The following is a 14,245-nucleotide window of genomic DNA, read 5'->3' on the forward strand; positions in this document are numbered from 1 at the left end:
TTAGTTGAAGTTTTCTAGTACGATTTTGCCGATGGTGTTGCCGGATTCGAGTTTTTGGTGGGCGGTGCGTAGGTTGGCGGCGTTGATGGGGGTCAGGCGTTCGGTGAGCGTGGTTTGGATTTTGCCGCTACCGATTAGTTCGGCCAGGGTATCGAGGATGTGATGTTGCTCGATCATGTCGCTGGTGTGGAACATTGAGCGCGTGAACATAAATTCCCAGACGAATGTGGCGCTTTTGTGTTGTAGCGCACTGAGATTCAATGGTCCTTCGGTTTCTACGATTGAACAGATTTTTCCCTGGGGGGCGATGGTTTCAACAATATTATCCCAGTGTTTATCGGTGCTGTTCAGGCAGAAGATATAATCAACTGTTTCTAGTCCCAGTGCTTTCAATTGCCCTGCAAAAGGTTGATGGTGATTGATGGTGTAGTCGGCACCATGGTCTTTAGCCCATTTGATTGTTTCGGGTCGGGATGCGGTACCAATTACTTTGAGGCCAGCGAAGTGAGCCAGTTGTGTGGCAATGGAGCCGACTCCACCCGAGGCTCCGATAATCAGGATACTTTTATTAGCATTGGGGGTTGCATCTTTGTTGATTTCCAGGCGATCGAACAGTCCTTCCCAGGCTGTCAGGCCGGTGAGTGGAAGGGCGGCCGCCTGCGCGAAGTTCAGGCTTTTGGGTTTATGCCCAACAATAGTCTCCTCGACCAGATGAAACTGGCTATAGCCACCTGGACGGGTAACGCTGCCTGCATAATAGACTTCATCGCCCGGTTTAAATAACTGGCACTCGGGGCCGACCTGCTCAACAATTCCAGCCGCATCCCAACCGAGAATCTTCGGCGTCTTCTCTTGCTGTGGCTTAGGAGCTCGTATCTTGGTGTCAACCGGATTGACGGAGATTGCTTGCACCCTCACCAGAAGATCACGCCCGGTAGCGGTCGGTTTGTCGATTTCAACATCCACTAAACTCTCAGGATCCTCAATTGGCAGATAGCGATATAATCCAATTGCCTTCATAAAAACCATCCTTTTTTATACTATGGCTTGCTTATTTGTGTTTGTTTGCGAAACCGCTCTATTAAATTCTTTATAAGCACGTTTAATAAAGCCATAGCGTCTCAATACAGTTCATCAAGACGTTTATTGATTGTGGCCTGGCCGCGTAACCTGTTTAACCAAACTTCTTTATATGTGCGATGAAATGGAGTGTCCAGATGGTACGCAAGGCGAATCAATTTATGCCGATCCATGAACAGGATCCTTTTGCCTGGTTTCGTGAGATGCGTGCTGAGCATCCAGTCCATTATGATGCTGAGACTGAACGCTGGTATGTATTTCGCTATCGAGATGTTGAGCGGGTACTTACGGATTACAATCAGTTTTCTTCGGAGTGGGCACACAGAAGATAGCAGAGGATACACCTAATCAGCGCAATGGTATTAGCTTCTTGACGATGGACCCGCCGCGCCATAATCAGTTGCGCAATATTGTGGCCCAGGTCTTCACGCCCAAAGCAATTACGCAGCTCTCGGGGCGTATCCAGGAGATTGCGCAGAATTTATTGAATGACATGAAGCAGAAGGGGGCGTGCGATTTTGTGCAGGATTTCTCTTATCCGTTTCCTGTCACTGTAATTGCGGAGTTGATCGGCATACCGCCAAGTGATCGTGATCTCTATCGACGCTGGGCTGATAGCATTGGCAATGGGAATGAGCCTGATGAAGAGATAGAGAAGGCACGAGCCCAGGCCCTGGATGAGATGTCGGAGTACTTTTCTGGTATGTTGCGCCAGCGGCGCTTGCAGCCGAGGGCAGATTTAATGAGCAAATTGCTGGCGGCTGAAGTTGATGGTGTGCATCTCCCAGAGGAAGAACTGATCTCGTTCTGTATTCTGCTCTTGTTTGCGGGCCACGAAACAACCAAGAACCTCCTGGCGCTGGCGATTATGTGTTTTGACGAATATCCTGGCATGATAGAGCAGTTACAGCGACGGCCTGAGCTGATGCCCGGGGCCATCGAGGAGGTATTACGTTATCGCGCCATCCTGTGGGGAATGTTTCGGCTGGCCAAAAACGACGTGCAGCTGGGTGATCAACTCATTCATGCTGGCGATATGGTGTTTGCCTGGATGGCCGCGGCCAACCGTGATCCTGAGCGTTTCACTGATCCCGAGCGTTTTGATATTGAGCGTGAGCCAATCAAGCACCTCGCCTTTGGCCATGGGGTTCATACCTGTCTGGGGGCGCCACTCACGCGCCTGGAATCAGCTATTGCCTTACCCATGATCCTGGAGCAGCTGCCCAATTTGCATGTTGTCCCTGGCACCGTCACCGAGCCAACCACCCTGACCTTCTTTCGCCGGGTCAACAACCTACCAGTGACGTTTACTCCGACTGGCAGTGCGCATCTAGTCAGCCCTGGCATATAAAACTACGGGCGGCCCATTACTTTTTTGAGAAATAATGGACCGCCCATTAAGTGCTACTTATAATTGAATGCGTAAAGTGACAATCTCAAAAGGCTTGAAATTAATTTCGACAGTATTGTCCTGTGGCTGCAAATGTTGTTCAACCTCTTCCAGCAGATTGGTACTGCTGACCGCCTTGAGCGGGGTATTGATGGTCACAGCTGTATGGGTGCCAGCACCTGATGATTCGTATAGTCGTACAACTATATCATTATTCTCTTCTGCCTTTTTGATCGTTTCGACGACAACATTTTCTGCCGCTACCTGGACAAAAGAGCTCGCTGTTGGCTGTCCTTGCTGAGGCTGACCCTGTGCATACTGGAGTGGGACATTAAGCTCATAGCCAGCGCGTACCACATTGCCGGTGATATGATTGCCGGCATGAGGATAGAGCGCATAGGTGAAGTCATGTTCCGCCCGGTCTGCGACTGGATCGGGATGTGAAGGGCTGCGCAGTAAATTGAGGTCCAGTATGTTCTGGGTGATTTTATGACCATACTTGCAGTCATTCAATAGCGCTACGCCATAATCCCACTGTGAGAGATCGACCCATTTGTGGGCGCAGACCTCATAGCGGGCCATATCCCAGCTGGTATTGCGGTGTGTTGGACGTTTGATGGAGCCAAACTGGATGTCGCAGGTGGCCTCAGAGGCATTAATGGCCAGCGGGAAGCTGGTACGCAACATTTTATGGCTCTCCTGCCAATCCACGTGCGTCACAAAATCCAGGCGTGGACTACCAGCTGTCAGGATAATACGCTGCTGTAAGCTTGATTCGCCAAAGCTATAATGCTGCTCGGCGATGGCTTGCGGGCCCTCAGCGCGGACCGTTACTTTTTCCAGTTTGAAATAGCGTGGCTTCTGCTCATCATACTGGATTGGGAAGTCCCAGGCGTCACCCTCATCATGATAGACCGCTAACCGGTTCGCATAAGTGCCTGGTTCCAGCACCTCGCGTTGTAGCTCTTTATCAAAGATGGACTGGATGCTACCATCAGGCGCGAAATGTACGCGCAACTTATCGTTCTGCAGTACTTCATTGCTGGCTGCCATCTGGCCGGTGGTATCCTCGCGGCCGCTATTGGCGGCCTGTTCCAGGGCGGTATAGCCTAGAGCAGGAACGGTGACATGGTGCCATTGCCCATTGATTTGCAGCCACTCTTGCCGTTCCCATGACAGCGAGTTAAAGAGTGTAACTGAGGCCGTTTCTGTTTTCGTGAGCAAGGCCGCCCGGGCCTGCTGGGACAGTTCCTGCACCTGCTGGATCAACTCTTCATAACGGGCCAGTGACTCATCATAGACGCGAGTGATGGAGGAGCCTGGCAGAATATCATGGAACTGATAGAGCAGGACCTCTTTCCAGATTGTATCCAGCTCTGCCGTGGGATACGTGTAATCAGGCGTGCGCGCTGCCAGCACGGCCACGAACTCCAGGTCACGTAGGGCCAGCTCTATCTTACGATTAAAGCGTTTATTGCGCGCCTGTGTAGTGTAAGTACCCTGGTGTTTCTCCAAATAGAGCTCACCAACCCAGGTCTTGTATTCATCCGCATCAGCAGCGATACGCTCAAAAAAGGTCTCGATCGGCTCTTGTTTGACTGGAACCAGGCCGGCCAGATTCTTTTCGCGGGCCAGGCGCTCCAGATGCTCGGTACCGGGGCCACCACCACCATCCCCAATACCAAACAGCAGGGTACTATACTCAGAGATAGCCTTATCGGCAAAGTTTTTTTCCGCAGCAATTAAAGCGCGTGGGGCAGCGGAACTATTATAGGTACCTTCGGGCGGCATGTGGGCCAGGACACGTGAGCCATCGATGCCCTGCCAGAAGAAGGTATGGTGTGGAAAAACATTGAAGGTATTCCAGGATAGTTTAATGGTCAGGAAATAATCGACCCGGGCTCTCTTCAGGATCTGAGGGAGCGCCCCCGAATAACCAAAGACATCGGGCAGCCAGAGCATCTTTGGCTCGGTCCCAAATTCCTCGCGGAAGAAGCGTTTGCCATAGAGGATCTGGCGAATCAAGGCCTCGCCGCCCGATATATTGGTATCGGGCTCGACCCACATCGCTCCCTGCGTTTCCCAGCGGCCAGCCGCGACCTGGGGAGCAATCTTTTTGTAGAGCTGTGGATAGTACTCTTTCATCCACTGATAGAGCTGCGGCTGGCTGGCACCGAAGATATAATCGGGATAGCGATCCAGCATAGCCAGCGCGGTCGAGAAGGTACGCGCCCCTTTGCGAATGGTTTCCCGCAGCGGCCAGAGCCAGGCCAGATCGATATGGGCATGACCAATCGCGCTCAAATGCAATGAAGGCGTGCCACCAGTTTTTGCCAGTTCCGCAGCCAGATGTTCCCGGGCCAGCCTGGTCTCCTCTGGCGTATAATCCACCAGCTCGTTGGCTGCCTTAGAGAGCGCAAAGAGAATCCGCTGATGCCGGGCACTATCTGCTGGCAGCTGGTTCATCAGCTCATGGAGAACCTCAAAATCATAATAGAGCTGATATATTTCCTCATGAAAGAGCGCCACATGGGCCTCTTTTAATGTGCCACTATCTTGATATTTGCCAAACAGATCATTGCAGCCAGCATCAGCCCAGAGATCGATGTTTTCGCCTCCCTGTGCACTATTGGTCAAAGGAAACACACGCTTACCCGGCCGGCCCAGGCTCAGATCGAATTCAGAGCTCACAGTGGTCAGGCCCTGAATTGGACAGCCTTTAGAATCTACCACATAGGCCTCGCCACTGAGGTCAATTAGCAATACCACTGCTTTGCCCGCAGCCTGTTCGGGCACCCGACCAGTAAAATGGAACCAGGCGCAATCCCATAGTTTGCCCCAGCTCTGACCCAGGGAAATGGTTTCATGTCGGCCAGCCTGACGTTCTGCAAAAGCGACCGGTTCAGGAGTAATCCATGCCTCAGTATGCAGTTCAATGAGAGGTGTATAAATCACCTTCTCAATGTTATGTAGGGTTGCTGCCAATGAACGATGGGTTTTTATATGATGATAAGGCAAAGCATTTCTCTTTCTTTGCAACTACACAAATAAACGCTGATAAACAATTATTCGCGAACTCGTCATTGGAAAACATTGTAACACCGGGTTAGCATAAATGTTAGCCTGCCTCGATATTTGGTCGCGAATTTATAGTGTGTGTCGTAAAAGTGGATAAGGCAGCAACATTGTAGTGAGGGGCATGTGTTGCGCTGGAAAGAGGAAGAGAAGGGAAATACATGTATTCCCCTTCTCTTCTATATATCATTTTGTTTGTAAACTACACTATTGATGTCGTATATTCTCAGGCGGCCTGTTGCATGCTAGCAATAATAGAGGAGAGTTCTTGCAGGAGCCGATTTAGTTCAGCCTCATCAACGTCTTGAGGGTGAAGCCGGCTTAAGGCCTCGAAACGTTGGGAGATTTTACACAGACGGCGAAAATTTTTGGGCGCGAGATCAGGATGTTCCTCCAGATAGACATACTGACTACGAATAAGCTGCTGTGCGCGTTTGAGCGATCCCGTAATTTTAGAGTTCTGTGGATTCATGAAGCGTAAATGTGCCATAGCTTTTTTCTCCTCCTCTATATATTCTCAGGAAGAGCATTAAAAGCGGTAATTTTGAAGTATGGAGCTACGCTAACGAAGAGTGTCGTCTGCAACTTCCATACCCAGATTTCCAGACCACAAAGCAGCATGAGGGCCAATCCTCATGCTGCTTTGACTCTTTGAATTGATACTATTAGCGGTGAGCATACCTCCACTGTAGGTAGAGCCAGGCCAGTCCGATGGCGGCAAAGCCAGAGCCGATGAGGAGGGCAATACTGAGCAGGCCCTGGCCTGGGGTTGGATTGAGTTTGAGGAAGACCCACTGGAAGTGAAAGAAGGCTTCCTGCGCTCAGGGTCCGGTGGCATTAAGCATAGTTCCGACCAGGGTTGGGATGTGGAAACGCGGACTCATGAGATTGGCCCAGAACCAGTAGAGGATGAAAAGTAGCTGGTAGATCGGTACCTTGATAAAGGTGGGTAAGGCGGTTGAGAAGCCAGCGGCAAACAGGATGCCTGGTAAGAGGACAGCTAAGAAGGCTTCCAGGGCCAATGGGATCAACTGCGGGTCAGGGGCCTGACTGAAGATATAACCAATACCCAGGCTATAAATGAGTAAGGCTGGCAGAAGAGTGGCCAGGGTACTGCCGATATATTTACCCAGCAGGCGAGCTCCAAGTGGGCCAGGGAAGGTATCCAGGATTTCATTGACATGCAATGTGTAGTCGCGGGCAATGCGGTCCGCCAGCATCAGGCCACAGCCAATAGGGAAAAACCAGGCGGCAAACTGGGCCAGGTAAAGTACGGCATCTCGCGGTTGTGGCGCTACCCAGACCGGAGTTGGATGATCGGGACCGTGACTATAGTAGCCATGCAGTAAGTCAGGACCCGCAAAGGCATACCACAATATGAAGATGAATGCGCTCATCAATAGTAGCACCAGCCAGACGGCACGGCGACGTATTTGCATGGAAAATTCGTAGCGTAAGGTTCCGCCGATCACAGAAATACTATTCATTATGAGTTATCCTCTCCATAAAAACGCCATTCACTATGGCCGAGATACCACCATGAGACAATAAAGAGTAGTAAGGCTGTTGCTAACAGTTCGAGCCGATTAGTTAACCAGAAGTTGGCAGTGGGTGTATATAAAGTGGCGAACAGAAACCATGGTTGCGTCCAGGCCTGGGCGGCAAAGTAGCCGTGAAAGGCCAGTTCAATCAACCACAAAAAGCCCAGTACCGCTCCACAGGTAGCGCGATTGCGTAAAAGCAGGGCCAGTATGGTGCCGCTAGCGCCAAACCAGATGGTTGGGGCAAGCCAGGTTAATTGTGAGGCGAGCAGATCTTTGGGCAAAACCCAGGGCAGGATGGCATGCAGTAGCAGCGTGGCCAGGCATTCAACCAGCATGGTCCACACGACAATCAAGAAGAAGCGTAAGAACATCGTAACCCGATAACGGACAGGTAACGTCAACTGCAACTCGAGCGCGGGGTCCTGGATCGCCATGGTTGCCATCAGCAATCCCAGTGTTAGAGGGCCGCAGGCCTCCAGGCCCGCGATAAGCATAGCGGCTGTGAAATCCCGGTTGACGTGCCCAACAAACATCATCATGGCCAATAAGGCAAAGGCAAGCATAATAGCAACAGGAATAATAAAGAGTAACCAGCCTAAGATACGTACCTCGCCACGTACGTGATCAAGAAACTTCATAATGGGTGAAAACTCCTTCAACTTTTAAGCAGAATGTTTTTTCTCGGTTGAAGTAAGCATAAGTTGGCAGCATTATAGTTTTATTGGAGAATCATGAGAAACTTCTCATGATTCTCCAATAAAACTATAATGCTGTTGAGGGAGGTGAGCTTTCTTGGGTGCGTGCGCTTCGCGCCCGAGTTTTTTTCTTCTGTGGTGCAAATTTTGCGCACTGCGCAAAATTTGCACCACAGAAGATTTACTTATTAATCGGTGGGGGCATTGTATTTGTTTGATGATTTGTCGGGCATGCGGTTATATACCTCTAGCCAGTTGGTGGCAATCTGGATCTGTGCATCTTTGAGGGATAGTTTCCCGCTACAGACCTGGTCGCTTAAATAGTTTTCTACTTTATCCTTCTCGTGATATCCAGGTACAGGTGTGGCGCTTTCGGGCCATAGATTCGAGATATCATTGGTGCCGCCCAACTTCAGGCTGACCAGGTGATCGATCTGATACTGTCCCGGACTGCGTTTGGTGATGCCATACGAAGCATAGATCAGATTTTTTGTACTGACCGCTACATTGCGTACAGATGATGCATAGCCAGGTGTGCAGACCTGTTCGCGGGTCAAATTCGCGAAAATATTGCCAGGGGTACACTCTTTATCCTGTATTGGCCCTTGCGCCTGGCAGCCAGTGGTTTTGGTCTGGTGGCCCCAATCAGGGGCAGCCTCATTAAAAGCGCCTGAGGCGCCAGCTGACGCGTTCTGCTGCCCTCCTGATGTCTGGTGGCCACCAAAGACCCCTATATCAATAGGAATATTGCACGAACTGAAAAAAATGACAAGAAGAGTGAACAGCCCTACCCACATGATACCTTTCCTCATAATTCGACTTCTCCTTATGTCTGATCCTTCAGATGTGGTGTTCCGCTGGAACTTAATCTGACTGTGCCACGAGCCAGGTACCATCAAATTTCTGTGCCTGTAGATCAGGCAGCTTGATCCAGTAGTAAAGCATACCAGAGCCGGGCCAGTTCATGCCAATCCTCTCATCACTATCTACCTGCAATAAGAGTTGCCAGGCATTCGCCTCTTTGGTCAATTCAGCGACTTTTGGATCATCGATATCGGTGACCCCATTAGTCATCATCTGGCATTGAAGGCGCATATCATCCTGAAGCGTCTCAGGATGTCCCAGCATTTGATTGTGAGGCAACGTTTTGTCGCCGGTATCGGTAAAGCGAGCGTACACAGCATCGTATTTGGCCTGATCGTCATTATTCCATGTCAGATCAGCAACCTCCAGTTGTGGTTGTTGAGCCATTGTCAGTGTGGATGCAAAGCTAACGGTACAGGTCTTAAAGCGAGCCTGGGCAGGTAGCGCTTTGGGTATAGTTGCTCGCTGTAAATGTTGTACATCGCTGCTGTAGAAGACACGCCAGCCACCCGCATCCTGTGGATTCTCTCCATACGTCTCTTGCCCGGCGTCGTAGAAAAACCAGAGCATTCCCTGCTCGGGTAATACATGATTGGCATCATAAGGTGCGGCATCCGAGAGCAGAATTTGTGCCACAAAAGATTGTGGAATGTCTTTCCACACCGGCCACTGCTGTCCTGCTGGCAGATCTGGAACGCCACCCACCTTAGATATACCCACCGGCAGTTTCGCCTCCGACTGAGCATCTTTGACAGGTGTAGTCTTGAGCTTGATGGCGGGGTTAATCAAGACCTTAATATACGGCGACAAACGTACCAGGCTTGCTTTTTTTAAAGCAGTCTGAACCGTACCAATTTTCATATATCTCCATCCTCTATCACATACTATTATTCATCACATCATATGGATGAACATAATCTAGCTTATTCCCTGAAAATCGGGAAGGCGTAGGGCTATATTTTTTCAGGGAACTCACTTTTAGTACGAGACATCAGAGTCTTTTGAGGCAACTTTTGCTGCTTAATTGGAGGTCAAGTCATGCAGATTTTGCGCTAACAGTAAACTTTGTTGTGTAGCTGAATATGGCTGTTGAGCGTTGTGTTGAACAGAGTTCTATATTCAAGCAAACAGCAGCAAAGGAAAAAACACATGAAAACACTGATTATCATTCCAACATATAATGAAGCCGAAAATTTGCCATCTTTATTAAGTGGTATTTTTGCTTACGTGCCAGAGACGGAGGTGCTGGTCGTGGATGATAATTCGCCAGATGGTACGGGCCAATTGGTGGAGGAGATGAAAAAACAGGATGGGCGTATTCATATTATGCACCGACCTGGAAAGTTAGGGCTGGGCACGGCCTATATAGCTGGTTTTAAGTATGCGATTGCCCATAAATATGATGCTGCCTTTGAAATGGATGCTGATTTTTCTCATGACCCACAACACTTGCCCGCCTTTTTGAGTGCTATCAATAATGCTGATCTTGTTATCGGTTCACGTTATATTCCGGGGGAAGTATGCCCAACTGGTCATTTATTCGTCGTTTGATCAGTGGTAGCGGTAATATTTTTGCCCGTAGTATTCTGCGGCTACCCGTGCGTGACTGTACCGGTGGTTTTCGCTGTTACCGGCGCCAGGTTTTAGAAAGCATCGATCTGGATACGGTGCAGTCACATGGTTATGCCTTCCAGGTAGAGATGACGTACCGCGTGTTGAATAAAGGCTTTACCGTGGTTGAGACGCCCATCACTTTTGTCGATCGCCGGCTGGGTCAATCCAAGATGTCACGCAGTATTGTACTCGAGGCCTTCATCTATGTCTTAAAAACCCGTGCTAGCAAGGTATCGGTCCCCAAATCACAACCGAAAGTCAGATATGTTCATCGTATCATGCCGCCACCGCCGCTCCCACAGCGCGTAGAAAATCAGTGGCCCCCGTATGCGGAGAAAGCAGCAGATCCTAAGCCAGAGGATGTAGGCGCTGTCACAAACGCTCAGAGGAAAAACACCTTTGCCATTCCACCACGCCCTACACGGCACCCATAAATAATCTATGACTATGCATATGGACAACGTGGCAGGCTGTCCATATGCATTTTACAAAGCTTATAGGCGCGGCAAAACGTTGTTGGCGAAAGCACGCAGACCTTCAATATCTTCAAAGTCGAACCATTGCAGCATAATTTCTTCGGCTCCCACCTGCGTATAAGCCTGGAGCTGCTGCACGATCTGATCCGGGGTACCAATGATAGACTTGTTGGCAGCCACAAGCTTACTGACCAATTCTTCGGTTGTCAGACCATTAAACTCCGGGTCCTGGCGAAACTGACCCAACTTATGCTCCAACTCATTGGTATCGCGAGCAAAGATCAGGCCATGCATTACCGTGCGCTTGACCGCGGATGGTTGGCGTCCCTCCTGCTGCAGTAGCGTATCCAGGATTTGCGAGCGCTCCTTGAAATCGGCCGGCGTCAGAAAGACGGCATTCCAGATATCGGCATAGCGGGCGGCCAGTGGCAGGGTACGCTTCACACCATTGCCACCAATTAAGATGCGCGGTCCGCCGGTCCGTTGTGGGCGTGGCAGCAGTGTCGCGCCATGCAGCTGAAAGAAATGGCCCTCAAAAGTGACCGGCTCATCGCTGCGGAACAGACGTGTTACAACCTCCAGAGCCTCTTCCAGGCGTGCCATACGTGTCTTTACATCGCCCAGTTCGTGGCCAAAAAGATGGTGTTCACGCTCCTGCCAGCCAGCTCCTAAGCCCAGGATCATACGGCCATTGCTTAAATCATCAATGGCTGCGGCCTGGCGGGCCAGCAAGGTGGGTTCGCGGAAAGAGACTGGCGCCACCAGGGGACCAAAATGGATATTTTTTGTCCGATCAGCCAGGTAGCCCAGGGAGATAATCATTTCCAGTGAGTCTAAATCGGGTGGATTGGGATTGGTAAAATGGTCGGAGCGAAATAGGCCGGCGAAGCCAAGCTGATCGACTTCGGCCGCGAGTTGTTTCCAGTAAGGCCAATTCAGACCATTCTGGCCCTCGATCATGATCGAGATTTCTACCATTGTCTACAAACCTCGGTTCTTTGATTATAGTGATGACTATACATTGTATGCAACAATAATTGCAAATAAAATAATCCGCCCCTTTCAATTGAAAGGGGCGGGCCTGGCATAGCCAGATAAGGAGAGAGCTTAGCGTAGGGCATCACGCACGGTCAGGCCGAAGCGCTCAACAATGGGGGTCAGGGTTGAGAGCAGAATTGAGCTGATGACCAGCACAACTATCATGTTGGTGCCCGACCAGGTGAACCAGCTAAGGACAAACGCGTTGGCGGGCTCCTGTCCCGTCAGTAGCAGCACAAGGTTGCCATAGAGGCCGCCGACGATATTGTTGGGAATAACGGCGCAGATCAGGAAAAAGATAAAGCCGCGTCTGGTGAAGACATCCTTGCCGACCGGGCTGACACCGAAGCGATAGGCAAAGAAGCGATAGAGCAGCATCGGGATACAGAGCTGGATAAAGTCAGCGGCACCAAATGGGATCGCTACCAGCACCGGCAGACCAGTTAGCAGGCCTGCTCCTACAAAGTTACCGATATAGGCAATGACAAAGGCCCAGCCACCAAACCAGAGGGCGAAGGGGATACCAAAGCCAATAGCGATAAAGATTGTGCTAACACCAAGGGCCGGGCTCGGCAACGTCACCACCGCAAGCCAGGATAAGACAGTATAGACCGCCGTCGCTACAGCTATCGCGACCAGTTGAGATAGACCGGGCCAGCCAGTAAAGCGAAACGTATAGCGGATGCTGGTTGATTCGCTTCCCTCAATTGCTGGTGGCTCGTCGGGATAATTGCGGTTGACCTCAACATTCTCTGGCTGCTTCAATGAATCTTCCATCTGGAAAGTCCTCCCTTAAAAAATAGAGTAGAGATAACCTGAAATTATGAAAATACAGGTGCCTGTTAAAAATAACTACAGTCCTTAATCTTTCTGAAGGATTAAGTGACGTAATTTATCAAGTTGGGCCAGAATCTCATTGGTATGGGCGACAAGTGTTTGTGATGTTGGCGCGTGCGCCAGGGCAAAGCGACATTGATCGCGGATCTCTTGTCGCAGGGCTGCTTCATCAACATTCAGCAGTTTTCCCTGTTCTACCACGATCTCACCGTTGACAATGACACTATCAATCGCCGTACCATGCTCGCAATAAATTAAATGTAAATATGGATCACGCAAAGGCACAAAAGCATCTGCATCCAGGTCAAGCAATATAAGATCGGCCAGTTGCTGCTCCTCGATGCGTCCAAGTTCTGAGCTAAGTCCTAGTGCGGTCGCACCTCCATGGGTGGCGGCCTGTAATATATCATCTGGCTGTGGCCATTTATGATAATCTATATGCGGTAGATTATGCATTAAACCGGTTTGTTTGAGCACATCAAACATATTTTGTCTATCATTGCTGGCCGAGCCATCGCTGCCCAGGGCTACCGTCACACCTTGATCAAGGGCATCCGATAATGGGAAGCGGCCGCTGCCCAGACGCAAATTACTGATTGGATTATGGACCACAGTCGCGCCGCTACGGGCCAGTATGTTAAGATCGCCCGGCTCCAGCCAGATTGTATGGGCCAGCGACGTTCCGGGCCGTAACATCCCCATCTGTTCCAGGTAGCGAATGCCACCCTGACCAAGCGCCTCACGAATAACCGCCGCCTGCAATTCAGTCTCAACCGCATGTAAATGCATCCCTGTCTGGTAGCGCTCGGAAAGGTTAAGACAGGCTTCCAATAAACCCGGACTGCACCAATGGATACCACTGGGGCCAGTAAAACAGCGCAAACGGCCATTGGCGCTATCATCCCAATCAGTGATAAACTGTTCCAGTACCTCCAGTTGGGTCGCGATAGGCTCCCAGTCTCTAAACCGATCTGTAAAAGGGTGAGATGGAAAGCGCAGACCATATCTCAAGCCAGCCTCCAGCACCAGATCACGATCTTCGATAGATGGCGCTACCGCAGCCCGGATACCCGCATCATGATATGCATGCATTGTAGCATCCAGATACTTACCGGCCACGCCTGCACTGGTCCAAAGGTGGTCCAGGACGGCGGTCGTGCCAGTTTTCAACATCTCTAACGCACCCAGCAGCGTGCTCAGATACACCAGATGTGGCGACCATTCAAGCGCATCGCCGAATAAAGGTACCAGCCACAATTCCAATGGTAGCGAAGGAGAGGTCGCTTTAAGCAGATTCTCCAAAGAGTGCGTATGGGCGTTAATCAGTCCCGGTAGTACTAAACGATTCTTACCTGTAATGACTCTTTCGACCCGCATTGGATTAAATGATAGCGTCCCGCTGGGACCAACGGCGACGATATAGCGGTCCACGATCAGAATATCCTGATCATGGAGCAATTTACCGGGTTCATCTGGTGCCAGGAGGGTACAGCCACGAATCAACAGCTGGCGTAGATTGGCCCGCTGTTGTTCATCCTCATAAATATTATGTGGTTGTACCCTGGTAATCGTCTGCATACAAAAACTCCTCTGCATTCCCTGTTTGACCACAAACATGCATACTGTAATAAC

At 50.3% G+C, this 14,245-nt stretch carries 14 protein-coding genes; 4 read left to right on the forward strand and 10 right to left on the reverse strand.

Going from position 1 to position 14,245, the window contains the following annotated elements; all coding sequences use genetic code 11:
- Window positions 1-1,020, reverse strand: coding sequence for a zinc-binding alcohol dehydrogenase family protein (locus EL645_RS34370; RefSeq protein ID WP_126556950.1), 1,020 nt, complete (start codon window positions 1,018-1,020; stop codon window positions 1-3).
- Between the two features lie 197 nt (window positions 1,021-1,217).
- Here EL645_RS34370 and EL645_RS34375 point away from each other — a divergent pair, with 197 nt between their 5' ends.
- Together EL645_RS34375 and EL645_RS34380 are read left to right on the forward strand one after the other, a co-directional pair.
- Window positions 1,218-1,412: a hypothetical protein gene (locus tag EL645_RS34375; RefSeq protein ID WP_126556951.1), complete on the forward strand. Its 195-nt coding sequence runs from the start codon at window positions 1,218-1,220 to the stop codon at window positions 1,410-1,412.
- Window positions 1,394-2,431 carry a cytochrome P450 gene (locus EL645_RS34380; RefSeq protein ID WP_126556952.1) on the forward strand — a complete coding sequence of 346 codons (1,038 nt, stop codon included), beginning with the start codon at window positions 1,394-1,396 and terminating at the stop codon, window positions 2,429-2,431. Before EL645_RS34375 ends, EL645_RS34380 begins: the two co-directional genes overlap by 19 nt.
- 57 nt (window positions 2,432-2,488) lie before the next feature.
- On the opposite strand, the gene EL645_RS34385 is transcribed toward EL645_RS34380, so the two are convergent.
- The 6 genes from EL645_RS34385 to EL645_RS34410 form a co-directional block, all read right to left on the reverse strand.
- Complete coding sequence (locus tag EL645_RS34385) at window positions 2,489-5,488, reverse strand: alpha-mannosidase (protein ID WP_174845330.1); 3,000 nt, start codon at window positions 5,486-5,488, stop codon at window positions 2,489-2,491.
- A gap of 283 nt (window positions 5,489-5,771) precedes the next feature.
- Entirely contained in the window at window positions 5,772-6,035 is a 264-nt protein-coding gene (locus tag EL645_RS34390) for a hypothetical protein (RefSeq protein WP_126556953.1), read from the reverse strand.
- A gap of 331 nt (window positions 6,036-6,366) precedes the next feature.
- Complete coding sequence (locus EL645_RS34395) at window positions 6,367-7,032, reverse strand: ABC transporter permease (protein ID WP_126556954.1); 666 nt, start codon at window positions 7,030-7,032, stop codon at window positions 6,367-6,369.
- The gene (locus EL645_RS34400) at window positions 7,032-7,727 is read right to left on the reverse strand and encodes a hypothetical protein (RefSeq protein WP_126556955.1); all 696 of its coding nucleotides are present in this window, start codon (window positions 7,725-7,727) and stop codon (window positions 7,032-7,034) included. The genes EL645_RS34395 and EL645_RS34400 overlap by 1 nt, the downstream gene beginning before the upstream one ends.
- Window positions 7,728-7,972: 245 nt before the next feature.
- Entirely contained in the window at window positions 7,973-8,596 is a 624-nt protein-coding gene (locus EL645_RS34405) for an HNH endonuclease signature motif containing protein (RefSeq protein WP_126556956.1), read from the reverse strand.
- 52 nt (window positions 8,597-8,648) lie between these two features.
- Complete coding sequence (locus EL645_RS34410; protein ID WP_126556957.1) at window positions 8,649-9,509, reverse strand: YwqG family protein; 861 nt, start codon at window positions 9,507-9,509, stop codon at window positions 8,649-8,651.
- Between the two features lie 288 nt (window positions 9,510-9,797).
- On the opposite strand from EL645_RS34410, the gene EL645_RS41790 reads away from it, so the two are divergent.
- On the forward strand, window positions 9,798-10,199 hold the full coding sequence (locus EL645_RS41790; protein WP_218032192.1) for a glycosyltransferase: 402 nt from the start codon (window positions 9,798-9,800) through the stop codon (window positions 10,197-10,199).
- Window positions 10,169-10,696, forward strand: a complete 528-nt coding sequence (locus EL645_RS41795; protein WP_218032193.1) for a glycosyltransferase family protein — start codon at window positions 10,169-10,171, stop codon at window positions 10,694-10,696. The genes EL645_RS41790 and EL645_RS41795 overlap by 31 nt, the downstream gene beginning before the upstream one ends.
- 60 nt (window positions 10,697-10,756) lie before the next feature.
- On the opposite strand, the gene EL645_RS34420 is transcribed toward EL645_RS41795, so the two are convergent.
- The 3 genes from EL645_RS34420 to EL645_RS34430 all read right to left on the reverse strand — a co-directional run bounded on the left by EL645_RS34420 (window position 10,757) and on the right by EL645_RS34430 (window position 14,191).
- Window positions 10,757-11,716 (reverse strand): TIGR03560 family F420-dependent LLM class oxidoreductase, encoded by a 960-nt coding sequence (locus tag EL645_RS34420; protein ID WP_126556958.1) that lies wholly within the window; start codon window positions 11,714-11,716, stop codon window positions 10,757-10,759.
- A gap of 129 nt (window positions 11,717-11,845) precedes the next feature.
- Window positions 11,846-12,553 (reverse strand): ECF transporter S component family protein, encoded by a 708-nt coding sequence (locus EL645_RS34425; RefSeq protein WP_126556959.1) that lies wholly within the window; start codon window positions 12,551-12,553, stop codon window positions 11,846-11,848.
- An 84-nt stretch (window positions 12,554-12,637) separates the two neighbouring features.
- A complete protein-coding gene (locus tag EL645_RS34430) occupies window positions 12,638-14,191 on the reverse strand; it encodes an amidohydrolase family protein (RefSeq protein WP_161977924.1) in 1,554 nt (517 codons plus the stop codon).
- Between the last annotated feature and the right edge of the window lie 54 nt (window positions 14,192-14,245).

This window comes from Dictyobacter kobayashii, assembly GCF_003967555.1.
In the GTDB taxonomy this organism is placed as follows: domain Bacteria; phylum Chloroflexota; class Ktedonobacteria; order Ktedonobacterales; family Ktedonobacteraceae; genus Dictyobacter; species Dictyobacter kobayashii.

Coding starts and splice junctions, on each gene's coding strand:
- EL645_RS41795 (WP_218032193.1), top strand. CDS start 10,169: ATGCCCAACTGGTCATTTATTCGTCGTTTGATCAGTGGTAGCGGTAAT.
- EL645_RS34400 (WP_126556955.1), bottom strand. CDS start 7,727: ATGAAGTTTCTTGATCACGTACGTGGCGAGGTACGTATCTTAGGCTGG.
- EL645_RS34370 (WP_126556950.1), bottom strand. CDS start 1,020: ATGAAGGCAATTGGATTATATCGCTATCTGCCAATTGAGGATCCTGAG.
- EL645_RS34395 (WP_126556954.1), bottom strand. CDS start 7,032: ATGAATAGTATTTCTGTGATCGGCGGAACCTTACGCTACGAATTTTCC.
- EL645_RS34390 (WP_126556953.1), bottom strand. CDS start 6,035: ATGGCACATTTACGCTTCATGAATCCACAGAACTCTAAAATTACGGGA.
- EL645_RS34410 (WP_126556957.1), bottom strand. CDS start 9,509: ATGAAAATTGGTACGGTTCAGACTGCTTTAAAAAAAGCAAGCCTGGTA.
- EL645_RS41790 (WP_218032192.1), top strand. CDS start 9,798: ATGAAAACACTGATTATCATTCCAACATATAATGAAGCCGAAAATTTG.
- EL645_RS34375 (WP_126556951.1), top strand. CDS start 1,218: ATGGTACGCAAGGCGAATCAATTTATGCCGATCCATGAACAGGATCCT.
- EL645_RS34430 (WP_161977924.1), bottom strand. CDS start 14,191: ATGCAGACGATTACCAGGGTACAACCACATAATATTTATGAGGATGAA.
- EL645_RS34420 (WP_126556958.1), bottom strand. CDS start 11,716: ATGGTAGAAATCTCGATCATGATCGAGGGCCAGAATGGTCTGAATTGG.
- EL645_RS34425 (WP_126556959.1), bottom strand. CDS start 12,553: ATGGAAGATTCATTGAAGCAGCCAGAGAATGTTGAGGTCAACCGCAAT.
- EL645_RS34405 (WP_126556956.1), bottom strand. CDS start 8,596: ATGAGGAAAGGTATCATGTGGGTAGGGCTGTTCACTCTTCTTGTCATT.